At 69.7% G+C, this 22,912-nt stretch carries 25 protein-coding genes and 1 tRNA gene; 14 read left to right on the plus strand and 12 right to left on the minus strand.

Translation table 11 applies throughout. The features are described 5' to 3' along the window. Nucleotides 1–69: 69 nt before the first annotated feature. From QOL99_RS01425 to QOL99_RS01445, 5 genes are all read right to left on the minus strand, one after another. A complete protein-coding gene (locus QOL99_RS01425; protein WP_285520831.1) occupies nt 70–777 on the minus strand; it encodes an ABC transporter ATP-binding protein in 708 nt (235 codons plus the stop codon). Further along, the gene (locus QOL99_RS01430; protein WP_285520832.1) at nt 770–1,621 is read right to left on the minus strand and encodes an ABC transporter ATP-binding protein; all 852 of its coding nucleotides are present in this window, start codon (nt 1,619–1,621) and stop codon (nt 770–772) included. The genes QOL99_RS01425 and QOL99_RS01430 overlap by 8 nt, the downstream gene beginning before the upstream one ends. Further along, nucleotides 1,614–2,597, minus strand: coding sequence for a branched-chain amino acid ABC transporter permease (locus QOL99_RS01435; protein WP_285520833.1), 984 nt, complete (start codon nt 2,595–2,597; stop codon nt 1,614–1,616). Before QOL99_RS01435 ends, QOL99_RS01430 begins: the two co-directional genes overlap by 8 nt. Nucleotides 2,598–2,634: 37 nt before the next feature. After that, on the minus strand, nt 2,635–3,495 hold the full coding sequence (locus QOL99_RS01440) for a branched-chain amino acid ABC transporter permease (RefSeq protein ID WP_285520834.1): 861 nt from the start codon (nt 3,493–3,495) through the stop codon (nt 2,635–2,637). Between the two features lie 139 nt (nt 3,496–3,634). After that, nucleotides 3,635–4,774 carry an ABC transporter substrate-binding protein gene (locus QOL99_RS01445; RefSeq protein ID WP_285520835.1) on the minus strand — a complete coding sequence of 380 codons (1,140 nt, stop codon included), beginning with the start codon at nt 4,772–4,774 and terminating at the stop codon, nt 3,635–3,637. 206 nt (nt 4,775–4,980) lie between these two features. On the opposite strand from QOL99_RS01445, the gene QOL99_RS01450 reads away from it, so the two are divergent. Together QOL99_RS01450 and QOL99_RS01455 are read left to right on the plus strand one after the other, a co-directional pair. Then, nucleotides 4,981–5,454, plus strand: coding sequence for an acyl-CoA thioesterase (locus QOL99_RS01450; RefSeq protein ID WP_285520836.1), 474 nt, complete (start codon nt 4,981–4,983; stop codon nt 5,452–5,454). A gap of 26 nt (nt 5,455–5,480) precedes the next feature. Continuing rightward, nucleotides 5,481–6,068 carry a histidine phosphatase family protein gene (locus QOL99_RS01455; RefSeq protein WP_285520865.1) on the plus strand — a complete coding sequence of 196 codons (588 nt, stop codon included), beginning with the start codon at nt 5,481–5,483 and terminating at the stop codon, nt 6,066–6,068. 3 nt (nt 6,069–6,071) lie between these two features. Here the strand turns inward: QOL99_RS01455 and QOL99_RS01460 are convergent, their stop codons facing one another. Next, the gene (locus QOL99_RS01460; protein ID WP_285520837.1) at nt 6,072–6,590 is read right to left on the minus strand and encodes a DinB family protein; all 519 of its coding nucleotides are present in this window, start codon (nt 6,588–6,590) and stop codon (nt 6,072–6,074) included. A 67-nt stretch (nt 6,591–6,657) separates the two neighbouring features. Here QOL99_RS01460 and QOL99_RS01465 point away from each other — a divergent pair, with 67 nt between their 5' ends. From QOL99_RS01465 to QOL99_RS01485, 5 genes are read left to right on the plus strand one after another with little or no spacing between them, the layout of a single operon-like run. Continuing rightward, nucleotides 6,658–6,972 (plus strand): helix-turn-helix transcriptional regulator, encoded by a 315-nt coding sequence (locus tag QOL99_RS01465; RefSeq protein ID WP_285520838.1) that lies wholly within the window; start codon nt 6,658–6,660, stop codon nt 6,970–6,972. Continuing rightward, nucleotides 6,969–7,532, plus strand: a complete 564-nt coding sequence (locus tag QOL99_RS01470; protein ID WP_285520839.1) for a hypothetical protein — start codon at nt 6,969–6,971, stop codon at nt 7,530–7,532. The genes QOL99_RS01465 and QOL99_RS01470 overlap by 4 nt, the downstream gene beginning before the upstream one ends. Continuing rightward, nucleotides 7,529–8,128 carry an HAAS signaling domain-containing protein gene (locus tag QOL99_RS01475; protein ID WP_285520840.1) on the plus strand — a complete coding sequence of 200 codons (600 nt, stop codon included), beginning with the start codon at nt 7,529–7,531 and terminating at the stop codon, nt 8,126–8,128. The genes QOL99_RS01470 and QOL99_RS01475 overlap by 4 nt, the downstream gene beginning before the upstream one ends. Continuing rightward, on the plus strand, nt 8,125–8,763 hold the full coding sequence (locus QOL99_RS01480) for a hypothetical protein (RefSeq protein ID WP_285520841.1): 639 nt from the start codon (nt 8,125–8,127) through the stop codon (nt 8,761–8,763). The genes QOL99_RS01475 and QOL99_RS01480 overlap by 4 nt, the downstream gene beginning before the upstream one ends. 33 nt (nt 8,764–8,796) lie before the next feature. Further along, nucleotides 8,797–9,393: a hypothetical protein gene (locus QOL99_RS01485; RefSeq protein ID WP_285520842.1), complete on the plus strand. Its 597-nt coding sequence runs from the start codon at nt 8,797–8,799 to the stop codon at nt 9,391–9,393. Here the strand turns inward: QOL99_RS01485 and QOL99_RS01490 are convergent. Then, on the minus strand, nt 9,362–9,652 hold the full coding sequence (locus QOL99_RS01490; protein ID WP_285520843.1) for a hypothetical protein: 291 nt from the start codon (nt 9,650–9,652) through the stop codon (nt 9,362–9,364). The two genes, QOL99_RS01485 and QOL99_RS01490, sit on opposite strands and share 32 nt — an antisense overlap. 100 nt (nt 9,653–9,752) lie before the next feature. Between QOL99_RS01490 and QOL99_RS01495 the strand changes: the two genes are divergently transcribed. The 4 genes from QOL99_RS01495 (at nt 9,753) to QOL99_RS01510 (ending at nt 14,073) form a co-directional block, all read left to right on the plus strand. Continuing rightward, nucleotides 9,753–10,589, plus strand: coding sequence for an enoyl-CoA hydratase/isomerase family protein (locus QOL99_RS01495; RefSeq protein WP_285520844.1), 837 nt, complete (start codon nt 9,753–9,755; stop codon nt 10,587–10,589). 177 nt (nt 10,590–10,766) lie between these two features. Continuing rightward, a complete protein-coding gene (locus tag QOL99_RS01500) occupies nt 10,767–11,759 on the plus strand; it encodes a malate dehydrogenase (RefSeq protein WP_285520866.1) in 993 nt (330 codons plus the stop codon). A gap of 94 nt (nt 11,760–11,853) precedes the next feature. Continuing rightward, nucleotides 11,854–13,914 (plus strand): prolyl oligopeptidase family serine peptidase, encoded by a 2,061-nt coding sequence (locus tag QOL99_RS01505; protein ID WP_285520845.1) that lies wholly within the window; start codon nt 11,854–11,856, stop codon nt 13,912–13,914. Nucleotides 13,915–13,988: 74 nt separating this feature from the next. Continuing rightward, nucleotides 13,989–14,073 (plus strand) — tRNA-Leu (locus QOL99_RS01510). A 261-nt stretch (nt 14,074–14,334) separates the two neighbouring features. Here QOL99_RS01510 and QOL99_RS01515 read toward each other — a convergent pair. Next, nucleotides 14,335–15,510 (minus strand): glycosyltransferase family 4 protein, encoded by a 1,176-nt coding sequence (locus QOL99_RS01515; RefSeq protein WP_285520846.1) that lies wholly within the window; start codon nt 15,508–15,510, stop codon nt 14,335–14,337. A gap of 55 nt (nt 15,511–15,565) precedes the next feature. Here QOL99_RS01515 and hisA point away from each other — a divergent pair, with 55 nt between their 5' ends. Further along, nucleotides 15,566–16,297: a 1-(5-phosphoribosyl)-5-[(5-phosphoribosylamino)methylideneamino]imidazole-4-carboxamide isomerase gene (hisA, locus tag QOL99_RS01520; RefSeq protein ID WP_285520847.1), complete on the plus strand. Its 732-nt coding sequence runs from the start codon at nt 15,566–15,568 to the stop codon at nt 16,295–16,297. Nucleotides 16,298–16,367: 70 nt separating this feature from the next. On the opposite strand, the gene QOL99_RS01525 is transcribed toward hisA, so the two are convergent. Next, nucleotides 16,368–17,555 (minus strand): YihY/virulence factor BrkB family protein, encoded by a 1,188-nt coding sequence (locus QOL99_RS01525; protein WP_285520848.1) that lies wholly within the window; start codon nt 17,553–17,555, stop codon nt 16,368–16,370. Nucleotides 17,556–17,655: 100 nt separating this feature from the next. On the opposite strand from QOL99_RS01525, the gene QOL99_RS01530 reads away from it, so the two are divergent. Continuing rightward, on the plus strand, nt 17,656–18,081 hold the full coding sequence (locus QOL99_RS01530; RefSeq protein ID WP_285520849.1) for a thioesterase family protein: 426 nt from the start codon (nt 17,656–17,658) through the stop codon (nt 18,079–18,081). 48 nt (nt 18,082–18,129) lie between these two features. Here QOL99_RS01530 and lon read toward each other — a convergent pair whose 3' ends face one another. From lon to clpP, 3 genes are all read right to left on the minus strand, one after another. Then, nucleotides 18,130–20,577 carry an endopeptidase La gene (gene lon / locus QOL99_RS01535; protein ID WP_285520850.1) on the minus strand — a complete coding sequence of 816 codons (2,448 nt, stop codon included), beginning with the start codon at nt 20,575–20,577 and terminating at the stop codon, nt 18,130–18,132. A gap of 134 nt (nt 20,578–20,711) precedes the next feature. After that, the gene (clpX, locus tag QOL99_RS01540) at nt 20,712–21,938 is read right to left on the minus strand and encodes an ATP-dependent Clp protease ATP-binding subunit ClpX (protein WP_285520851.1); all 1,227 of its coding nucleotides are present in this window, start codon (nt 21,936–21,938) and stop codon (nt 20,712–20,714) included. Continuing rightward, the gene (gene clpP / locus QOL99_RS01545; protein ID WP_285520852.1) at nt 21,935–22,546 is read right to left on the minus strand and encodes an ATP-dependent Clp protease proteolytic subunit; all 612 of its coding nucleotides are present in this window, start codon (nt 22,544–22,546) and stop codon (nt 21,935–21,937) included. Before clpP ends, clpX begins: the two co-directional genes overlap by 4 nt. 149 nt (nt 22,547–22,695) lie before the next feature. Here clpP and QOL99_RS01550 point away from each other — a divergent pair, with 149 nt between their 5' ends. After that, nucleotides 22,696–22,866, plus strand: a complete 171-nt coding sequence (locus QOL99_RS01550) for a hypothetical protein (RefSeq protein ID WP_285520853.1) — start codon at nt 22,696–22,698, stop codon at nt 22,864–22,866. Nucleotides 22,867–22,912: the final 46 nt, after the last annotated feature.

Genomic DNA, 22,912 nt, shown 5'->3' on the forward strand with positions numbered 1-22,912 from the left:
CGAGGAGCGGCGCGTAACGGGGAGGTTACGCGCCGCTCCTGCTGGCGACTGGCGACTGGACGCTGGCCGCTAGACCCCCAGGTACGCGCTCCGCACGCGGTCGTCGCCCAGCAGCGCCTGTTGCGAGCCTTGCAGCGAGACGCGGCCTCCCTCCAGCACGTAGCCCCGGTGCGCGATGCCCAGCGCGGCGAAGGCGTTCTGCTCGGCCAGCAGCACGCTGACCCCGGCCTCGTTCACGCGCTGCACGGCCTGAAAGACCTGCTCGACGACCATCGGGGCCAGTCCCAGCGACGGCTCGTCGAGCAGCAGCAGCTGGGGGCGGGCCATCAGGGACCGCGCGATGGCGACCATCTGCTGCTGCCCACCCGACAGGCTCCCGGCCGGGGCATTGCGCTTGCCCACCAGATCGGGAAAGAGGGAATAGACCCGCTCCAGCTCCCGCGCCGTGCCCGCCGCGTCCCGGCGGTGCACAAAGGCCCCCAGCCGCAGGTTTTTCTCCACGCTGAGGTCGGGAAACAGCAGGCGGCCCTCGGGGCACTGCGAGACCCCGTGCGACACGTTGTACTCGGGGCGCCCGCCCGTGAGCGGCTGCCCGCGCCACGTCGCCGTGCCCGCCGAGGGGCGCTGCATCCCGCTCAGCGTCCGGAACAGGGTGCTCTTGCCCGCCCCGTTCGCCCCCAGCAGCACCACGATCTCGCCCTCCTGCACGGTCAGGTCCACGTCGTGCAGCGCCCGGAAGGGGCCGTAGTTCACGCTGAGCCGACTCACCTCAAGCATGGGCACCCTCCTCCGTCCCGCTGGCCCCGCTTCCGGCGGCGCCGGGTTGCCCCATCTGCCCGCCGTGCGCGTGTCCGCCCAGATACGCCTCGATCACGGCGGGGTCGCGGCTGACCTCGCCCGGCGTGCCCTGCGCGATCTTCTGGCCGTGGTGCAGCACCACGATCTCGTCGGCAAGGCCCATCACGAGGCTCATCTTGTGCTCGACCAGGGCGACCGTCAGGCCGCCCCCCACCAGTTCGCGAATCAGGCCCATCAGGTTGACCGTCTCCTCGGGGTTCATTCCGGCGGCGGGTTCGTCCAGCAGCAGCAGCCGGGGGTCACTGGACAGCGCCATCGCGATGCCGACGCGCTTCTGGCCCTCCTGGGTCAGCGCTCCGGCGGGGCGCCCCGCCTGGCCCGCCAGCCCCACCCGCTCCAGCGCCCGCATCGCGCCGTCGCGGCTCTCGCGTTCGTCACGTTGTTCGCGGCCCGTGCGCAGCAGGGCGTCCCACAGGCCGGAGCGGGTGCGGACCCGGTGGCCGATCATCGCGTTGTCCAGCACGCTGAGTTCCTTGTAGATGGTGGTCGTCTGGAAGGTGCGGGCGATGCCGCGCCCCACGACCTGATGGGTCTTCAGGCGGGTGATGTCCTCGCCCTGAAAGCGGATGCGCCCCGAGGTCGGCGCGTAGAACCCCGAGATCAGGTTGAAGAAGGTGCTCTTGCCCGCCCCGTTCGGCCCGATGATCGCCGTGATGCGCTCCGGCGGCAGGCTGGCGGTCACGTCGCGCACGGCGTGGAGGCCGCCGAAGCGGATGCCCAGTCCCTCGACTTCCAGCAGGGGGGTGCCCGGGTGCTCAGGCATGGTCCACCGCCCGTTCCGCGCGGGCCTGCACCCGCCGCGCCTGCGCGCGGTCCCACAGCCCGGCCAGCCCCTGCGGCGCGAACAGCACCAGCAGCACCAGCAGCGGCCCGAACACGATGTACTGGTAGTCCTGCAATCCCTTCAGAAATTGCAGCGCCACGTACACGATCCCGGTGCCCAGCAGCGGCCCCGCCAGCGTGCCCACCCCGCCGACCAGCAGGTACAGCAGCACGGTGAAGGTGGTCGTCGGCCCGGCCACCGCCGAGCCCAGGAAGCCCACGTACGCCGCGTACACGCCGCCCGCCAGCCCCGCGATCGCCGTCGAGAGCATCAGCGCCCGGAGTTTATGCGAGTAGACGTCGATGCCTGCACTCCGGGCGAGGTCCTCGCCGCCCCGGATGGCCACCAGCGAGCGCCCGAAGACGCTCTGGCGGGTCCGGGCCACGATCAGGACCGTCAGGGCGAGGGCCGCCAGCGCCACGTAGTAGAAGTTGGCCGATCTGGAAAAGTCGATTCCAAACAGGCTCGAAGCGGGCGGCACTCCGTTCAGGCCGTCATTGCCCCCGGTCAGGCTGTCCCACTTGTTGATGACCAGCGCGATGATCACGCCGACGCCCAGCGTGAAGATCGAGAAGGCGTCGCCCTTCGTCCGGAAGGCCACCAGCCCCAGCAGCAGCCCCCCCAGCGCACAGATGACGATGGCGGCGGGCCACGCCAGCCAGAAGTTCCACCCCTGCTTGAGGGTCAGGATGCCCACCGTGTAGGCCCCGATGCCGAAAAAACCCGCGTGCGCCAGCGGAAGCTGCCCGGTGTACCCCAGCATCACGTTCAGGCCGTAGGCGACCATCGACCAGATCATCACGTTGATCGCCACGTCGAGGACGAAGCCGCCGGGCTGCAGCAGCGGCAGCAGCGCCGCGAGGGCGAAGACGGCGACCCACACCAGGGGGCCGGGTTTGAAGCCGGAGCGGGTCATCGGGTGCCCTCCCCGTTAAGAGTTCTGCTCACCCGTATCACGTCCCCCTCCGGAACAGCCCCTGCGGGCGAATCGCCAGCACGATCACCAGCGCCGCGAACCCGATCACGTCTGCGAAGTCGAGGTTGATGTAAAAGCCGCCGAACACCTCCGCGAAGGCCAGCAAGAAGGCCCCCACGATGGCCCCCGGCACGCTGCCCATGCCGCCCAGGATGATGATGGCGAAGACCTTGAGGTTCATCACCTCGCCCATTGACGGCGCGACCGACACGATGGGCGCGATCAGGGCCGCCGCGACTGCCGCGAGTGCCCCCGAGATGGCGAAGGTCAGCATGCCCACCCGGTTCACGTTGATGCCGACCAGCCGGGCGCCCTCGCGGTTCTGGGACATCGCCTCGATGGTCGCGCCCGTCAGCGTGCGCTTGAGGAAGAAGTTCAGCCCCAGCATGACCAGCACCGAGGCCGCGATCACGATCAGCCGTTGCCAGGTGATCACCACGCCGCCCAGATTCAGGATGCCGGGCACGGGTTCGGCGATTTGCTTGAAATCCGCGCCCCAGATCAGTTGCACGACCGCCTCGAAGAAGAACAGCACCCCGATCGCCGCGATCATCGCGTGGACGTGCGGGGCGTTGCGCAGCGGGTAGAACACCAGCCGTTCGAGCAGCGCCGCGAGCCCGGCGACCGCCACCGCCGCGAGAATCAGCGCGGGCACGTAGCCCACGCCCAGGCTGTTCAGGGCCGCGTAGGCGAAATAGGCCCCCAGCATATACAGCCCGCCGTGCGCGAAGTTGGGCACCCGCATCACGCCGTACACCAGCGTGAGCCCCAGCGCGACGAGGGCGTACACGCCGCCCAGCGCCAGCGCGTTGGAGAGTTGTTGAAACAGGATGGTCAAGGTGGGGTCTCCTGGGAGGTCAGAACGGAGGCGAGAGAAGCAAAAAGGGCCGCGTTCCGCTGGGCGGAGGGCGCGGCCGGGGCAGGGCGGGGGAGAGGCACCTGGGGGTGTGGGTCCGGGCCGCTTCTCCCCACGCGGCTTACTTGTAGACCTTGGTCACGCGCAGGCGGTTGTACTTGCCGCCCTTGACACTGGCGATCACGAACTCGGCGTCCACGTGGCCCCCGGCGGTCACGCCCGCGAGCCGGTAGACCGTCTGGCGCTGCGGCAGGGCCTTGGCGGCCGCGTTGAGCTGGGCGCGGATGGCCCGGGGATCGTCGGTGGTTCCGGCCAGGGTCATCGCGCGGGCGATGATGTTCATGCCCATGTAGTTCAGCGCGGCCTCGCTGGTGGGGTCCTTGCGGTAGGCCCGCACGTACTGGGTGCGGAACACCTGGGTGCCGGGATACTCGATGGTGGGCAGCACGCCCACGCTGCCGTCGAGGTACGAGCGCGGAATCACGTCGTCCATCTGCTCAAACTTGGCCTGGTCCATCACGATAAAGCCGCCCTTGAAGCCCTGTTCCCGCGCGGCCTTGATGACCTGCGCGGTGGGTTGCGAGGGGCCGCCCACGAACAGCACGTCGGGGCGCTCGGCCAGGGCCTTGGTCACGGCGCTGGAGTAGTCCACGGTGGTGTTGTAGTCCACGCCGTTGTCACGACCCACCGTGCCGCCCTGCTTCTTCCACTCGTCGCTGATCGCGTCGGTCCACTGCTTGCCGTAGGCGCTCGAGGTGCCGATCAGCCCGAGCCGCTTGCCGAAGGCCTTCATCTGCGTCTGCACAAAGGGCTGCACGTAGTTGTCGTAGCGCGGCGGCAGCATGAAGGTCATCGGGCTCTTGGCGGCCAGAATCGCGGGCTCGCTGGAGTAGGCCGCCAGCAGGAAGCTGGGGTCGCGCACCGCCAGCGGTTGCACCGCCTGAATCCCGCCCGCGTGCGGCACGAAGATCACGTCGATGCCCTGCGAGGTCAGGCGCCGCACGTTGGTGGCCGTCTCGTTGGGAAGGTAGCGGTCGTCGAGCGACACCAGCCGGAAGGTGACCTTTTCACCCTTCACGGTGATGCCCCCGGCCTTGTTCAGCTCATTGATGGCCATCTCGATGCCGCTCTGGACATCCTTGCCGTAAAAGGCCGCGCCGCCCGACAGGGGACCGCTGTAGCCGATGCTGACCACCTTCTGCGCCAGGGCAGGAGCTGCCGAGAGCGCGAGGGCCAGAGAAACCAGAAGACGCTTCTTCATAGGGAAAACCTCCGGTGCCGCTGCCGCGAGCAGGACACGAGTTTGCGTTTGCCAGGAGGCCTGGCCGCCGAACCGCGCAAAGTTGTGGGTGCCCGCATGCTGGCACGGGGCCGGGGGGGTGTCAATTGTCCACCCCCCAATTCGTTCACACTGCTGTTCACACCGCTGAGCGTGTTCGGTGCCCCCGGCCGCTACACTCGGGCGCGATGACCGACCAGCCGACCCCCGCGCAGCCCCAGCCCCGAACGCCCGCGCCGCGCAGCCGCGCCCGCATGCTGGAACTGGTCTTTCCCAAGGACACCAACTACCTGGGCACGGCCTTCGGGGGCTTCGTGCTGTCGCTGATGGACAAGGCGGCCAGTGTCGCGGCGGTGCGGCACGCGGGGCCCGGCGGCGCGGTGGTCACGGCCCGGATGGACGGCGTGGACTTCCGCACGCCCATCCGGGTGGGGGACGCGGTGGCCCTCGACGCCCGCGTGGTGCGGGTGGGGCGGTCGTCCATGACCATTCAGGTGGACGTGTACCGCGAGCACATGGCCTCGGGCGAGCAGGAACTCGCCACCACGGGCCTGTTCGTCTTTGTGGCGATCGACGAGGACGGTACCCCCCGCCCCGTGCCCGCGCTGGCCGAGGGCCTGGACACCGCCAGCGCCCACCCCGACTCGGAGGCCCGGCCCTGACTCCTGGCGCCCTCCAGCTCCGCCTGATTCGCCACGGCACGACCGCGTGGAACGGTGAGGGCCGCTGGCAGGGCTGGACCGACACCCCGCTGGGCGAGATGGGGCGGGAGCAGGCGCGGCGGCTGGGGCGGCGCCTGGCCGGGCGCGATCCCGGCCTCGTCTACGCCAGCGACCTGCGCCGCGCCGTAGACACGGCCCGCCTCGCCCTGCCCGGCACGGCGCTGACCCTCGACGCCCGACTGCGCGAGCTGCACTTCGGGCGCTACGAGGGCGCGACCTCGCAACAGGTGCTGCACGACCCCGAGTACGCCGCGTGGCAGCGCGACCCCTGGCGCCTGCCTGCCCCCGGCGGCGGCGAGAGTCTGGAGGCGGTGGGCGAGCGGATGCGCGGCTGGGCCGAAGGATTGCCCGGCGGGACCGTCACCGCTTTCACCCACGGGGGGGCGCTGCGGGCACTGCTGTGCACCCTCTTCGGCTGGCCCGCGACCCCGCAGCCCGGCTACGTCCTGCCCTTTCCCTACCGCCACGCGCACACCGGGCTAACCCGGCTGGAGCGGCGCGGCGGCGCATGGACCCTGCACGTCTACAACGACCACGCCCACCTGGAGGAATGAGGTTCAGTCCGCCAGAGCCAGCCTCGCCTGCGCGAGGTGGTGACGCAGGTGCCAGTCGTGCTTGGCGACCAGCCGCCACAGGTCCTGCCCGCCCTCCTGCGGGTGGGTGACGCGGCGGTCGAACTGGGCCACGTCGGTGCCGCGCAGCAGGGCCGCCCAGCGCACATTCGCAGCGTCCATCAGCGCCAGCGCTTCCTCCACGGGCAGCGCCGCGTCGGCCAGGGTCAGCCATGCCTCCTGCGCGAAGGGCTGGATCACGTACCCCTCCACCGTCAGCGCGTATTTCAGCCGATTCAGGCCGTGGACATGGGCGTCGGCCGCGTGGTGCGCGAGCTGGGCCACCGTCCAGCCTCCGGGGCGGTAGCTGCGGGCCAGCCCGGCGGCGTCCAGCCCCGACACGGCCTCGCGCCACTCGCGCCCGGTCGCCTCCATCCGCGCGGCGACGGCCTCCAGCGCCGCCCGGTCCCGCGCGGGCAGGTCCTGAATGGGGCCGATGGGAAAGCGGCGGTCGTCCGTGGTCATGCCCGCAGTATTCGCCTCCAGAGTACCTCTCATTCCGATACATCGGGTTGAGAGGTATACTGTCCCCATGAACACCCGCGAGCAGCTCCGGATGCTGATTCTGGCCGTGCTGGAGCGGCAGCCCGAACACGGCTACGCCATCGCGCAGGCGATCAAGGCCCGCTCGGAGGGGCTGCTGACCGCCAGGGAAGGCACCCTCTACCCGGCCCTGCACGCGCTGGAGGCCGAGGGGCTGGTCGAGAGCGAGGAGCGCGAGGCGGGCGGGCGTGTGCGGCGCGAGTACCGCCTGACCGAGAAGGGCGGCAAGGTGCTGGCGAAGGCGCGGGGCGACTGGCAGCAGCGGGTGCGGGCGGTCGGCGCGGTGCTGGGAGGCACGTCGTGAACGCGCATCAGTGGCTGGACCGGGCCACCCGCGAGCTGCCGGAGGGTGTGGCCGGGCGCGTGGAGCAGGAGACGCGGGCGCACCTTCAGGACGCCGGAGTGCCTGAAGGCGCAGACGTGCGGGCGGTGCTGGGCGACCCGGAGACGACCAACGACGGGCTGCGGCGGCTGTACCTGACGGCGAAGGAACTGGAGGAGGTGGCGACGGGGGGGAGCTTGCGGACAGGCTGGAATCTGTCCGAGTGGCTGCCGAGGCTTCTTCCGGTGTTCTGGGTGCTGGCCTTCTGGGGCGAGACGAGCCAGTGGTGGCCGCTGGCGCTGTATGTCCCCGCCCTCATTCTGGTGCAGCGGCTCCATTCACTGCGGCGTCGGCACTGGCAGGGATGGTTGTTCAGCCTGTTCGTGTTCAGCGTCTTTGTGCCGGAAACGTTGGTGGAGGTGACTGGCACACCCGCTGGATGGCTGCTGGCTTCCGGTCTGCTGCTTTATTCCGCAGTCAATTTCCTCAAGCGCGACGCCCGATTGCGCCGCACTCTGCTGGCCGGGGAGGGCCGGGCATGACCCTTGACGAGTGGCTCGCCGCTGCCACCGCTGGCCTCCCGCCCGAGGTCGCCCAGCGGGTGCGGGCCGAGTACGCCGCCCACATTCAGGATTCCGGGCAGCCCGAAGCCGAGGCGGTTGCCGCACTGGGCGAGCCGGAGCGCGTGCGCCGGGCACTGGGGCGAACGTACCTGAGTGCGGCGCGGCTGGAGACGCTGGCAGACGAACCGCTGCGCCGGGGTGTCCTGGTCTTCGTCTGGGCCATGCCGCTGCTGTACGGGGTCTTCACCGCCTGGAATTTTGCGGATGCCGCCCCCTTCCCCCTCTGGCGGCTCGTCGGGCCGGGGCTGACGCTCCTGCTGAATGCGCTGGTGTGGCTCGTGACGGCCCACCTGCCCGACGAGCGCCGCAGGCTCTGGCGCGGCGTGTGGGCCGGCTGGAGCATCGGATTCATGTTGTGGATGGGCAATGCGCTGCAACTGTGGTGGGGCGCCGACCTCCCGCTGCCCTGGTTCGTCCCGCTGTGGGGCCTGCTGCTCTTCGGTGGCCTCCTCTGGACCGCCTGGGAAGACCGACGCCTGCGCCGCACCCTCGCCCTGAAGGAGCTTCGCCCATGACCACGCCAGCGCTCGACCGCTACCTCGGCGCCGTAACCGCCCCCTTCCCGCCCGACACCGCCCGCCGCATCCGCCGCGAACTGGAGGAACACGCGCTCGCCCACGCCGACGCCCTGCGAGAAGCGGGGCACCCTGACCCGGAGGGCGCGGCGCTGACTGCGCTGGGGTCGGTGGGGCAAGTGCAGCACGCGCTGATGCAGACGCATTTCACGCGGTTGGAGGAGGAGGAGCTGCACTCAAACCGCGCCTACCAGAAAGCAGACTCGCGAGGGCTGGGCGGACTCGTCCTAGATGCTCTCGTCGGGTTGTCCCTGCCCTTCGTATCTCTGCTCGTGGGCTGGGGCTTTTCATGGGCGCTTTACGGAGTCTATGTGGCTGGAGTGGTGGTGCTGGGCACGCTGGAATGGGCCATTCCCCGTCGCTGGCCTGCCCGCAGCGCACGGGTGGTGATGGCACTGCTGCGTGCCTTCCGGTCGCTGTTTGTCATGCTCAGCCTGTATGCGATCTGGCTTTCGACTGATTCCTCGTTCTGGGCGGCCGTCGTCGGGGTCGCTGTAGGCGCAGGGACCGTGCATCTGGGGTCGCTGCGTCCAATATGGCGCTACCTCCCCAAAGCTCTGCGCGGCGCCCGCTGACCCCCTTTCCCGCGCCCTGCTAAGCTCCTGCCCATGCTGACCCTGACTGAGGCGGCCCGGCAGCCTGCCGCCGTGGTCGGCGCGGAGACGCACCGGCTGGCCGCGCACGCCGGGCGCCTGCCCGCCGGAATGGTGCTGCCCGCCGCCTACGAGGAAGCCTTTTACCGGGAGAACAACCTGCCCGAGCAGCTCCGGCGCCTCTTCTCGGGCCTGAACCCGGCGCGGCTCGACGAGGACCTGCTGGAGACGCTGACCCCCCGCGCCGCCGACCTGATTCGCACGAGTGCCCTGTCGGACGACGCCGTGCAGATCTTCTACCGGGCGCTGGGCAACGCCCGGCTCACCGGGGGCAACCTGCATCTGCGGCGGCCCGGCGAGCGTGAGACGGAAACCGCCTCCGCGGCGGCGCCCGGCACGGCTGCCCTGCACGCCCTGAAGCGGCTGTGGGCGCGGGACTGGTCCTTTGAGGCGGTGCTGGCCCGGCTGGACGGGCACGGCGGCGTGGGCCTGGACGCCCGCCCGGTGCTGCTGTTCGCGGGCGAGCCGGGCCGCCCCGACTCCGCGCTTGCGGCCGAACTGGGGGTGGGAACGGCCCTGGTCAATTCCCTGGGGCTGGTCGGCCTGCCCTGAGAGCGGTGACGTGCGGGAGGTCCAGGGTGCCCCGGCCCGCCAGCACCGCCTGTTCGGCGGCCGACTGCGGAAAGCCTGCGAGAGGGCCGAGGGTAGGGCGGAGGTCGGTGGTCGTCGGGTGGCTGAAGGTGTCGTCGTGGTCCGGGTCGCGGACCGTCAGGGTGACGCCGCTCACGTCTGGACCTGCGTCTGAGGCGGGGGTTTCGCCGCAGGCAGCGAGCAGGAGCGGAAGCAGCAGGGCGGGCAGGGCGATACGCATGGGGGGCACCTTGGGGGAAGCCAGCGCCAGCGTCGGCCCTGGCTCCCCCGTCCGGGGTGGCCTCTTCGGGGGGGCCGCCGGGGGGTGTTAGCCTCCCCCCATGCCAGCCCACTCCCTGACTGCCCAGCAGCTCACCGCGCCGGGCGCTTACCCCGGCCTGCACCTCACCCTGCATGAAGGCGGCATCCTCGAAGTCGCCTTGCGCAACGAGAAAACGCTCAACTCGGTGGACGCCGGGGCCCACCGCGCCCTGACCTCCATCTGGCGCGATATCGACGCCGCCGAGGGCATCCGCTGCGTGCTGGTGCGTGGCGAGGGGCGGGGCTTTTCGTCGGGCGGCGACTTCGCGCTCATCGAGGAGATGAGTCAGGACTTCACGGCGCTCGCCCGCGTGTGGAAGGAAGCCCGCGACCTCGTGTACAACCTCGTGAACTGCGGCAAGCCGGTCGTGAGCGCCATCCACGGCCCCTGCGTGGGCGCGGGGCTGGCGGTCGCCCTGCTCGCGGACGTGAGCATCGCCGCAAAATCGGCCCGGATTCTGGACGGGCACGTGCGGCTGGGGGTGGCCGCCGGGGACCACGCGGCGATGATCTGGCCCCTGCTGTGCGGGTTGAACAAGGCCAAGTACCACCTGATGACCGGCGAGCCCGTCTCCGGCGAGGAGGCCGAGCGCATCGGTCTGGTCAGCCTGTGCGTGCCCGACGACGAGCTGCTGGACCGCGCCTGGAAGGTCGCCCGCACCCTCGCGGCGGGCAGTCCCACCGCCGTCCGCTGGACCAAGTACGCCCTGAACAACTGGCTGCGGGCGATGGGGCCGACCTTCGACACCAGCCTCGCCCTCGAATTCCTGGGCTTCACCGGCCCCGACGTGCGCGAGGGGTTGGCGAGCCTGCGCGAGAAGAGAGAACCGAGGTTTGCGGAGGACGCACCGATTTGAGGGGAGCGTTCAGCGGTCAACCATCAGCCATCAGCGGCAGAGCTTCGGCTGACGGCTGACGGCTGAAACCTGAACGCTCCCCCCTGTCCCCCCCACGGGAACGCCCCCGCCTCTTGCCTGACCTCCGCGTTATTGTTGGGCGAAAAACTTCAACCCTGGGGAGGATTCATCATGACCATGAACACCAAGCAACCCGTCCGCGTGGCCGTCACCGGCGCCGCCGGGCAGATCGGCTACAGCCTGCTCTTCCGCATCGCGTCCGGCGACATGCTGGGCAAGGACCAGCCCGTGATCCTGCAACTGCTGGAAATCACGCCCGCACTCAAGGCCCTTCAGGGCGTCGTGATGGAGCTGCGCGACTGCGCCTTCCCCCTGCTGGCCGACATCGTGACCAGTGACGACCCGATGGTCGCCTTCAAGGACGCCGACTACGCGCTGCTGGTCGGCGCGATGCCCCGCAAGGCCGGGATGGAGCGCGGCGACCTGCTGAGCGCCAACGGCGGCATCTTCAAGCCGCAGGGCGAGGCGCTGAACGCCGTCGCCAGCCGGGACGTGAAGGTGCTGGTCGTGGGCAACCCCGCCAACACCAATGCCCTGATCGCGCAGCAGAACGCGCCCGACCTCGATCTGAAGCAGTTCACCGCGATGGTGCGCCTCGACCACAACCGCGCCATTTCTCAGCTCGCCGAGAAGACCGGGCAGCCCGTCAGCGCGATCAAGAACCTCACCATCTGGGGCAACCACTCCTCGACCCAGTACCCGGACCTCTCGCAGGCGACCGTGAACGGCCAGCCGGCGCTGGACCTCGTGGAGCGCGAGTGGTACGAGGGCACCTACATTCCCACCGTCGCCAAGCGCGGCGCGGCGATTATCGAGGCGCGCGGGGCGAGCAGCGCGGCCTCGGCGGCAGGCGCGGCCATCGACCACATCCGCGACTGGGCGCTGGGCACCCCGGAAGGCGAGTGGACGAGCATGGCGATTCCCTCGGACGGCTCCTACGGCGTCCCCGAGGGCCTGATCTACGGCTTCCCGGTGCGCTGCAGCGGCGGCAAGTACGAGATCGTGCAGGGTCTGGAGGTCAGCGAGTTCAGCCGGGGCAAGATGGACGCGACCGCCCAGGAACTGATCGAGGAGCGCGACGAGGTTCGCAAGCTCGGCCTGGTGAAGTAAGGCCGGGAGCAGGGGAGGGGGCGGGGGTTAAGGGCCTCGCCCCCTTGCCCGTGCCGTACATCTGCCGATTCCACCTCAGTCCGGGCGTGACAGAATGCCCCGCGTGACCCCCCAGTACCCACAGTCCCCGCGTGGCGAGCACGTGGACGTCTACACCGACTCCCAGGGCCGCGAGGTCCGCGTGCCCGACCCCTACCGCTGGCTGGAGGACCCCGACAGCCCGGAAACCCGCGCCTGGGTGGAGGCGCAAAACCGCGTGACGGCGGCGTATCTGGACACCCTGCCCGCCCGCGACGCCTACCGAGAGCGCCTGAGCACCCTGTGGAACTACCCCAAGGAAGGCACGCCCTGGAAGCGCGGCGAGCGCTACTTCCGGCAGTTCAATCCCGGCCTGCTGAACCAGCCCGTGCTGGAGGTGGCCGACACCCCGCGCGGGCCGTGGCGCACGCTGCTGGACCCGAACAGCCTCAGCGCGGACGGGACGGTGGCGCTGGCGGGGGCGTCGGTGAGCGAGGACGGCAATCGGCTCGCCTACGGCACCCAGAGCGGCGGCAGCGACTGGGTGACCTGGCAGGTGCGCGACGTGTCGAGCGGTGAGGACCTCCCGGACCGCCTCGACTGGAGCAAGTTCAGCGGGGCCGAGTGGCTCCCGGACGGCTCCGGCTTCTACTACAGCGCCTACGACGCGCCGGGAGAGGGCGGCGTCCTGACCGGCGCGAACAGAAACCAGCGCCTGATGTTCCACCGCGTCGGCACTCCGCAGGCGGGGGACACCCTCGTCCTCGCCCGCCCCGACGAACCCGACTGGGGCTTCCGCCCGCAGGTCACGCACGACGGCCGCTTCCTCGTGCTGCACGTCTGGAAGGGCACCGACCCCAAAAATCTGCTGTGGGTGCGCCCGTTGGATTCGGACGGCCCCTGGCGTGAACTCGTCTCCGACTTCCGGGCGAGTTTCAGTTTTGTCGGCAGCGAGGGCGACGTGCTGCTGCTGAGGACCGACGAGAACGCGCCGCGCGAGAAGGTGATCGCCTGGGACCTCGGCACGGGTCAGCAGCGCGACCTCATCCCGGAAGGCCCGCACAAGCTCGACCACGTGGCGGCCGTTCGGGGCGGCCTCCTCGCCGTCACGCTGGAGGACGCCAGCCACCGCCTCACCCTGTACGGGCGCGACGGCACCCGCCAGCGCGAGATTGGGCTGCCCGGCCTCGGCTCGCTGCTGGGCCTGAGCACCCAGGAGGACGACCCCGAGATCTTTTTCGGCTTCACGTCCTTCCTGACCCCCACCACGCCCCACCGCCTGCTCCTCCCCGGCGGCGAGCCTGAGCCGCTGGCCGAGCCTGCGCTGACCTTCGACGCCTCGGCCTACGAGGTCACTCAGGAATTCGCCACCAGCCGGGACGGAACGCGGGTGCCGCTCTTTATCGTGGCGCGAAAGGGCCTGGACCACGACGGCCAGAATCCGACCCTCCTCTACGGCTACGGCGGCTTCAACATCAGCCTCACGCCCGCTTTCAGCCCCTCGCGCCTCGCGTGGTTGGAGCGCGGCGGCGTGTACGTGCAGGCCAACCTGCGGGGCGGCGGCGAGTACGGCGAGGAGTGGCACCGGGCGGGCACGCTGCGCGAGAAGCAGAACGTCTTCGACGACTTCATCGCGGTGGCCGAGCACCTCATCGCCTCGGGTGTGACCTCGCCCGCGCACCTGGGCATTCAGGGCGGCAGCAACGGCGGCCTGCTGGTGGGCGCGTGCATGACCCAGCGGCCGGACCTGTTCGCGGCCGTGATTCCGCAGGTCGGCGTGCTGGACATGCTGCGCTACCAGCACTTCACCATCGGCTGGGCCTGGGCGTCCGACTACGGCCGCGCGGACGACCCGGCCATGCTGGAGGCCCTGCTGGCCTACTCGCCGCTGCACAACCTGAAGGAGGGCACGGCCTACCCCGCGACCCTCATCACGACCGGCGACCACGACGACCGGGTGGTGCCCGCCCACTCCTTCAAGTTCGGGGCCGAGTTGCAGCGCGTGCAGGCGGGCGACGCGCCCACGCTGCTGCGCATCCAGACGCGGGCCGGGCACGGGGCGGGCAAGCCCACCGCGCTGGTGATCGAGGAAGCGGCCGACGTCTGGGCGTTTCTGGAAGCGGCCCTGAGTGGTTGACAGACCCCGCCGCCGCGGCTAAAGTAAGCAAGCCCTGAAACGCGCCCCGCGCGGGCGCAGACACCGAAGAGGTTGCCGAGGTGGCGGAATTGGTAGACGCACTAGTTTCAGGGACTAGCGCCGCGAGGCGTGTGGGTTCAAGTCCCATCTTCGGCACCAGCAAGACCCCCGCGAACAGGCGGGGGTTTTTCCTCTGGCCCGGCGGAGAGGTTGCGCCGGGCTGATACGGACTCCGATGGAAGCGTTGACGAAGTGATGGGGGTCCGAGCGGAGGCGAGAGGGAGAAGCGACGGGTTCCGTCCGGTCCGTTCTCGAATCAGGGAAGCTTCGATGTGCGACCTTCTCTCCCGGCTGGCGCTTCTTCCCGCCCGCTCTGCCCGTGTGGGCCAGGCCTGGTCACTGTGGCACCCGGACTGCGGCTCAGCCGCCCCGCCCGCTCCAGAGGCGGCTGCGTGTCCGGCCCTGCGCGACCGTCCGCTCATACACGGCTTCCAGCGCGGCGGCGCGGGTGGTCAGGTCGTACTGCGCCGCGCTGGCCCGCGCTCCGGCCTGCAATTTCGGGAGCAGGGCAGGGTGCAGCACGTCCAGCAGCCCGGCGGCCAGGGCGTCCGGGGTCGCCCCGGTGACCGTGCCGTTCACGCCCTCTTGCACGAGGTCCAGCGCGGCGGGGCTCTGCGCGGCCACCAGCGGCGCTCCGGCGGCGAGGGCCTCGATCATGCTCATGGGCAGCACCTCGGAGGTACTGGCGGTGAGAAAGGCGTCGGCAGCGGCCAGCGCCTGCGGCACGCGGGCGTAGGGGACGGGTCCGGTGAAGGTCACGCCGGGCGGGGCCACCGCCTGCGCCGCCGCCCGCCCCGGCCCGTCGCCCACGACCAGCAGCCGCACCTCGGGCCGCGACGCCTGCGCCTGCGCGAAGGCCCGCAGCATGGCCTCCAGATTCTTCTCGGCGGCGAGACGGCCCAGGTACATGACCAGCGGGACGTCCGCCGGGACGCCGTACTCGGCGCGGAACCCCTCCCCCCGCGCTTCCCGGAACGCCGCGAGGTCCACCGGGTTGGGAAACAGGGTCACGTCGCCGGAAAAGCCGTACTCGCGCAGCATCTCGACCATCGCGCGGCCGGGGGCCAGCACGGTGTCCACCCGCCGAGCAAAGGCGGCCACATGCGGGCGCAGCATCGCCCGGCCCACCCGTCCGGGCATGGGCGCGTAGTGCAGGTACTGGTCGTACTGGGTGTGCGCCGTGAACACCACCGGGGCGCCCGAGAAGCGCGACCAGCGCAGCGCGAGCCGCCCCGCCAGAAAGGGGTGCATGGTGTGCAGCACGTCCAGATCCCGCAGCGGCAGCCGCGAGGTCAGCAGCGGCCCCGGCGCCAGCAGCACCGGGTAGTCGGCCGGAGCGCCCAGCGCCCGCGCTCCCGCAAAGGACGAGTTCAGGCGGTAGACCCCGTCCTCGCGTTCCCTGGCCTGGGGGTGACGCGGCGTGAAGATGCGGACCTCGTGCCCGCGTTCGCGCAGGCCCCGGGCATACAGCGCGGTACTCGTGGCGACGCCGTTGCGGGACGGCAGGTAGGTGGCGGTCACGATCCCGATACGCACGATTCCCCGGAGTGTACCCCCGGAGCCTCCCGCCTGGGCCGCTATCCTGACCCGCATGACGCCCGGCCCCGCCCGCCCCCAGCCCCTGATCATCCCCTGCGTGGACATCCAGTCGGGCCGCGCCGTGCGGCTCTATGAGGGCGACCCCGACCGCGAGACGGTCTATTTCGACTCGCCGCTGGAGGCCGCCCGCCACTGGGTCGGCCTGGGCGCCGGTCTGGTGCATCTGGTGGACCTCGACGCGGCGACCGGGCGCGGGGAGAACCGGACGGTCATCCACCAGATCGCCGCCGAGCTGGGCGTCCCGGTGGAGGTGGGCGGCGGCCTCCGCGACCGGGAGGCCGCCGAGGAGTTGCTGAAGGCGGGGGTCGAGCGGGTGGTCATCGGCACAGCTGCGGTCAAGAACCCGGCCCTGGTTCGCGACCTGATCGCCGCGCACGGCCCCGAGCGGGTGATCGTGAGCCTCGACGCCCGGGGGCTGGAGGTCGCCATTCACGGCTGGGCCGAGGGCAGCGGCCTGCAGGTCGCCGAGCTGACCCCGGTGCTGGCCGACGCCGGGCTGGAAACCCTGATCTTCACCGACGTGACCCGTGACGGCACATTGAAGGGCCTCGACCGCGAGCTGATGCGCCGGGTGCGCGGCCTGTGGGTCAACACCCTGATCGTGGGCGGCGGCGTGGCGGGTCTCGACGACGTGCGCCTCCTCGCCCAGGAGGGGATTCACGGCGCCATCGTGGGCCGCGCGATCTACGAGGGCACCCTGCCCTACCCGGTGCCGGGGGTGTAGTCCACAGGCAAAGGGGAGCGGGACGCGGATGGGATGCCTCCCCCGCGTCCCGCGTCCCGCCGCCAGACCGCTACTTCCGCCGTCCGCCCGTCAGCCCCAGCACCCGCAGCACGACCACAGCGGGCACGGCCAGCACGGCGGTCACGGCGTTCCACAGCGCCCCGCGCACGGTAGGGAGCATCCGGCCCTCAGCGTGGGTGGGCACCTGCGGCAGCACGCGCGGCAGGGGGGGCAGGTCGGCGCGGCGCTCCTGCACCCCGTGGACCAGCCGCGCCCAGCGCCCCGGAATCGGCTTGCCCTGCTCGGCGGCCTGCTTGAGCCCCTCCAGTTCCTGCTCGGAGGGGGTCGGGTCGAGGTCGGCCCCCTTGTTGATCAGCTCCTCCTTCTTGGTGACGCTGACGGCCCCGCCCGCGCCCGAGCCGTACTTCTGCGAATAGACCCAGGTCACCTCTGCCCCGAAGAAAAAGATCATCGCGGAGTAGTAGATCCACAGCAGCAAGATCACCAGCGCCCCCGCCGCCCCGAAGGCACTGCCCGGCGCGAAGCGGGCCAGATACCAGCTGATCGCCAGTTGCCCCAGCCCGAACAGCACGGCGGTCACGGCGCTGCCCACCCAGACCTCGCGCCACTGAAGCTTGACGTTGGGCAGCACCTTGAACACCGCCGCGAACACCAGCGTCAGCACGCCCACCGCCACCACCAGCGTCACCAGCCGCACGAAAAAAGCCCCCATGCCGATGGTGTTGCCCAGGTCCTGCGCGATGGCTGACAGGTAGGTGTTGCCGATCAGAAAGGCGATGATGACCACCCCGAAGCCCAGAATCAGCACGAAGGCCTTGAGCCGCGCCTTGACCACGTTCATCAGGCCACCCAGCGGGCCGGGTTCGGCGCCCCACAGTGTATTCAGCGCGTCTTGCACCTGCACGAACAGGCCCGTCGCGCCCATGAACAGGGTGCCGAAGCCGATGACGCTGGCGATCAGGCTGCTCTGCTGCAACTGGGTGCCCGACGGCAGGATGCCCTGCACGAATTCCACGGCGCTCTCGTTGATGTTCTCGGCCAGGAAATCGAAGAGCCGGTCTTGCACGTCCACGTTGGCCAGCAGCCCGCTGGCGACCGCGAGGGCGAAGAACAGCAGCGGCGCGATGGCAAAGATGGAGTAGTACGCCACCGCCGCCGCCAGCCGGGGTGCTTTGTCCTGCCCGAAGGCCAGGGCCGCTTCCCGGATCAGGGTGAAGAGGTCAGGCAGCTTGATCATGCGGGCAGTGTACCGGGGGGGGACTGGAGCGCCGGACACCGTGCCGGGGCGGATTCCTTCACGCTCAACCCCCCCTGCGCCGCTTTGCTAGCCTCCCCCCATGCGCCCCATCCCGCCCGGTTTTACCCAGACCCTGACCGTGCCCGTCACGGACGAGATGACCGTGCAGTTTGCCGAACTCGGCGCGGTCCATCCGGTCTACGCGACCTACTGGCTGGCCCGCCACTTCGAGGAAGCTGGGCGCAAGATCATCCTGCCCTTCCTCGAAGACGGCGAGGGCGGCATCGGCACCCAGATAGACGTGACCCACACCGCCTCCGCGCTGCCCGGCATGACCGTCACCGTGACCGCCACCTTCACCCGGATGGAGGGCCGCCGGATTGTCTGCGACCTCCGCGCGGTGTCCGAACTGGGGGACGAGATCGGACACGGCACGACCACCCAGATGGCGCTGCCCCAGGCCAGGATCGACGCGAATTTCGAGGCGTTGCGGGAGAGGTGGCAAGCCCACCGCCAAGACCCATAAAAAACCCCCGCCGAAGCGGAGGCTCAGTGCGTTGAGTTGTGAAGGCGCTTACGCTCCCGGCTGCGTCACGTCCCGGCCCTGGGTGGGCGGGATGGTCGCGCTTTCGCCTTCAGGCTGGGGCAGCAGCACGAGGTCAAGCACCTGCCCCACCTGCTCCAGCGCGTGAATCCGCAGGTCGCCCCGGATCGAGTCGGGCACGTCCTGAAGGTTGGGCTCGTTGTCCGCCGGGAAGATGACTTCCCGGATGCCGCCCTGGTGGGCCGCCAGCAGCTTCTCCTTGAGGCCGCCGATGGGCAGCACGCGCCCGCGCAGGCTGATCTCGCCCGTCATCGCCACGTCCAGCCGCACCGGGCGTCCGGTCACCGCGCTGATCACGGCGGTGGCAATCGTGATGCCCGCGCTGGGGCCGTCCTTGGGGGTCGCCCCGTCGGGGAAGTGGACGTGCAGATCCATCGTCTTGTGGAAGTCGGGGTCCGCGCCGTAGCGGCTCGCGTTGGCCCGCAGGTAGGCGATGGCGGCGGCCACGCTCTCCTTCATCACGTCACCCAGTGAGCCGGTCATGACGATCTTGCCGCTGCCGGGGGTCGCCAGCGCCTCGACCATCAGCATGGTGCCGCCCACGCTGGTCCAGGCCAGGCCCTGCGCCACACCGACCTGCGGGTCTTTCTCCATCCGGTCGGGGCGGTGCTGCGGCACGCCGAGGTACTCGGGAATGTCCGCCGCGTCGATCACCTTCAGGCCCTCCCAGGGCTGCTCCAGCAGCTCGCGGGCGGCCTTGCGGGCCAGCTTGCTGATCTGGCGGTCGAGGTTCCGCACCCCGCTCTCGGCGGTGTACTCCTCCACGATCCGGTTCAGGGCCGCGTCGGTGATCGTAAGCCGCCCGGTCAGGCCGTGCGACTTGATCTGGCGGGGCACCCGGTAGCGCTTGGCGATCTCCACCTTCTCCGGCTGGGTGTAGCCGGGAATCTGGATCACCTCCATGCGGTCCAGGAGGGGCCGGGGAATGGTCTGGAGCGTGTTCGCCGTCGTGATGAACATGACCTGTGAGAGGTCGTAGGGCACCTCGAGGTAGTGGTCCTGGAAGGTGTGGTTCTGCTCGGGGTCGAGGACTTCCAGCATCGCGCTGCTGGGGTCGCCGCGCCAGTCGCTGCTCATCTTGTCGATCTCGTCGAGCAGGATGATCGGGTTGGTCACGCCCGCCGTCTTCATCGCCTGGATGATCCGGCCGGGCATCGAGCCGATGTAGGTGCGGCGGTGGCCGCGAATCTCGGCCTCGTCACGCACACCGCCCAGGGCCATGCGGACGAACTTGCGGTTCAGCGAGCGGGCGATGCTCTTGCCCAGCGAGGTCTTGCCGACGCCGGGAGGGCCGACCAGCACCAGGATGGGCGCCCGCAGCTCGGCGTCGTCGGTGCGCTCCTCGGCGGCACGCTCGCGGCGCTGCTCCTCGGTCTCGCCTTCCTTGTGGGTGAGCTGGCGCACCGCCAGGAACTCCAGGATGCGGTCCTTCACGTCGCCCAGCGCGTAGTGGTCGGCGTCCAGAATCTCGCGCGTGCGCCCAATGTCGAGGATCTCCTCGTCGCGCTTGCTCCAGGGCACGTCGGTCAGCCAGTCGATGTAGTTGCGGACGACCGTGCTCTCGGGGCTGCCGCCGGGGGTGCGCTCCAGGCGGGCCAGCTCCTTGAGGGCCTTGTCCTTGACCGACTCGGGCATCCCGGCGGCCTCGATCTTCTCGCGCAGGGCATCGACCTCGGCCGGGCCATCCTCGCCGCCGCCGAGTTCCTTGCCGATGGCCTTCATCTGCTCGCGCAGGTAGTACTCGCGCTGGTTGGCGTCCATCTGCTCCTTGACGCGCCCGGCGATCTTCTTGTCCATGTTGAAGCGCTCGGTGTCGCGGGTCAGGAACTTCAGCACCGCCTCCAGCCTCGCCCGCAGGTCCAGCGCCGAGAGGACCTCCTGCTTTTCCTCGGGGGTCCAGGTGGCGTGGTGGGCGACCGAGTCGGCCAGCGCCCCCACGTCGGTGAGGTTCTTCAGGCCCTCGAGCTGGTAGTTGTCCAGCCGCAGGTTCTTGTTCTGGCGCTGGTACTCCTCGAAGGCCGACTTGACCTCCCCGGCGATCACCTGCACCTCGCGGGCCTGGGTTTCATCGGTCGGAAGGGAAGCGGCCTGCGTCTCGGCGCGGACCCGCAGGTAGCTGCTGGGCACCTCGCCTTCCACGCGGGCGCGTTCCTGCGCCTCGACCAGCACCTGATAGGTGTTGTCGGGCATCCGCACGACCTGCTTGACAACCGCCAGCACGCCGACCTCGTACAGCTCGGCGCGGGTGGGGTCGTCGGTGCGGGGGTCGCGTTGGGTCAGCAGCAGGACGCGGCGGTCGCTGCTCTGCGCCTCATCCACGGCCCGCTTGCTCTTGGGACGCCCCACATCGATGTTCATGGTGATGCCGGGCAGGATGACCATATTTCTGAGGGCGACAACGGGAAGTTCCCAGATCATGCTTGCTCCTTAGGACCGGCCGGGAGACCGGAAATTGGGTGAGTCTAACGCGGGAAGCCCTAAAGACAGTCCCGCCCACGATGTCCCGGAATTCTAGGGACGTGGGCGGGAAACCGCTGTAATCTCTCTTGCGTTTAGGCAGACTTCTTGAGTCCATCAGACTCAAGCAACGCCAGCGGAGTGTCGATGTGCTGGGCGTCGAAGCGCAGGTCGCGCAGGCCCTCGACCGGCAGCTCGAACAGCAGGTCGGTCATCGCCTTTTCCAGCACGGCGCGGAGGCCACGCGCTCCCGTCTTGCGCTCGCGGGCGCGGTGGGCGACCTCACGCAGGGCGGCCTCGGTAAATTCGAGGTTCACGTCCTGAAACCCGAACAGGGCCTGGTACTGCCGCACGATGGCCCCCTGCGGCTCGGTGAGAATGCGGACCAGCGCCTCCTCGTCGAGGTCCTGAAGCTGCACGACCAGCGGCAGACGCCCCACGAACTCGGGAATCAGGCCGAATTTCACGAGGTCTTCCGGCAGGAAGCGCAGCTCTTCCTTCTCCTCGCCCTTGTGCTCGGCCCCGAAGCCCACCGCGCGGACATTGGTGCGGGCGCGGGCGATCTCGGCCATGCTCTCGAAGGCGCCGCCCACGATAAAGAGGATGTTTTTCGTGTTGACCTGCACCAGTTCCTGCTGCGGGTGCTTGCGTCCCCCCTGCGGCGGCACCTGCGCGACCGTGCCCTCGATGATTTTCAGGAGCGCCTGCTGCACGCCCTCGCCGCTCACGTCGCGGGTGATGGAGGTGCCTTCGGACTTGCGGGCAATCTTGTCGATCTCGTCGATGTAGATGATCCCGCGCTCGGCAGCCGAGACGTCGTACTCGGCGGCTTGCAGCAGGCGCACGATCACGTTCTCCACGTCGTCGCCGACATACCCGGCCTCGGTCAGCGTGGTCGCGTCGGCGATGGCGAAGGGCACTTCCAGCATCTCGGCGAGGCTCTGGGCCAGCAGCGTCTTGCCCGTGCCGGTCGGCCCGATCAGGAGGATGTTGCTTTTTTGCAGGTTCACGTCGGGGTGCGCGAGGCGCTGGTAGTGGCTCACGACCGCGACCGCGAGTGCTTTTTTGGCCTCGTCCTGCCCGATCACGAACTCGTCGAGGTACGCCTTGATCTCGCGCGGGGTGGGCAGTTCTTCAAGCGTGAACTCGCTCCCGGCCTTCTTGTTCTGCTTGACCAACTCGAAGGCGCGGTCGGTGCACTCGTTGCAGATAAAGGCCGCGCGGCCCGGCGCCTCGATCAGCTGGGCGATCTGCGGGTGCTGCCGCCCGCAAAAGGAGCAGCGGTCCCCGCCCGCCGCGCCCCCGCTGCTGCGCCCGGTCACAGCGCGGCCTCCAGCGAGCGGGTGTTCTCGATCACCGAGTCGATCAGGCCGTATTTCTGGGCCTCGTCCGCCGACATGAAGTAGTCGCGTTCCATGTCGCGCAGCAGCTTCTCGTGCGGCAGGTCGGTGTGCTTGTGGTACAGCGACACCAGCCGGTCGCGCAGGTGCAGCACCTCCTTGGCCTGCACCTCCAGGTCGGGCGTGTTGCCCCGGAAACCCGCCGAGCCCTGGTGGATCATGATGCGGCTGTTGGGCAGGGCCATGCGCTTGCCCTTGTCCCCGGCCATCAGGAGGACACTGCCCATGCTCATGGCGATGCCGACGCAGATGGTCGAGACCGGCGCCTTGATGTAGCGCATGGTGTCGTAGATCGCCAGCCCCGCGTAGACCTCGCCGCCGGGGCAGTTGATGTACATCTGGATTTCCTGCTCGGGGTTCTGCGAATCGAGCAGCAGCAGCTGGGCGACGATGGTGTTCGCCATCTGCGACTCGATGGGCGTGCCCACAAAGATGATCCGGTCTTTGAGGAGGCGCGAGTAGATGTCGTACATCCGCTCGCCCCGACCGGTCTGTTCGATCACGTAGGGAATCACGCTCATGGGCGGCATTATCGCACGGGCTCCCGGGGTGAACGTGGGCAAGACTGCGCTGACGGGGGGCTTTCCTCCGCGCCCTTGCGCGAGCCTTTAGAGGACCGCCGCCCCCGGCCCCTGACCGTCTAGCCTGAAGACCGAATCCACTCCACAGGAGGTTGATCATGACCCGACGGGAACACGAGGAACACACCGAAACCACCGAAGTGACGACCCCGAGCGGCGAGACCCACCGCCACACCGAGCACCACGAGGTGACGGGCGAGGCCCCCCGCGAGCCCGAGGTGGAAACCGAGACGACGACCACGACCACAACGACCATCTTTCAGGACTGAGGTGGAACGGCGAAGGGCCGGAGCGGCAGAGGCTCCGGCCCTTCGC

This window comes from Deinococcus rhizophilus (assembly GCF_030271215.1).
In the GTDB taxonomy this organism is placed as follows: domain Bacteria; phylum Deinococcota; class Deinococci; order Deinococcales; family Deinococcaceae; genus Deinococcus; species Deinococcus rhizophilus.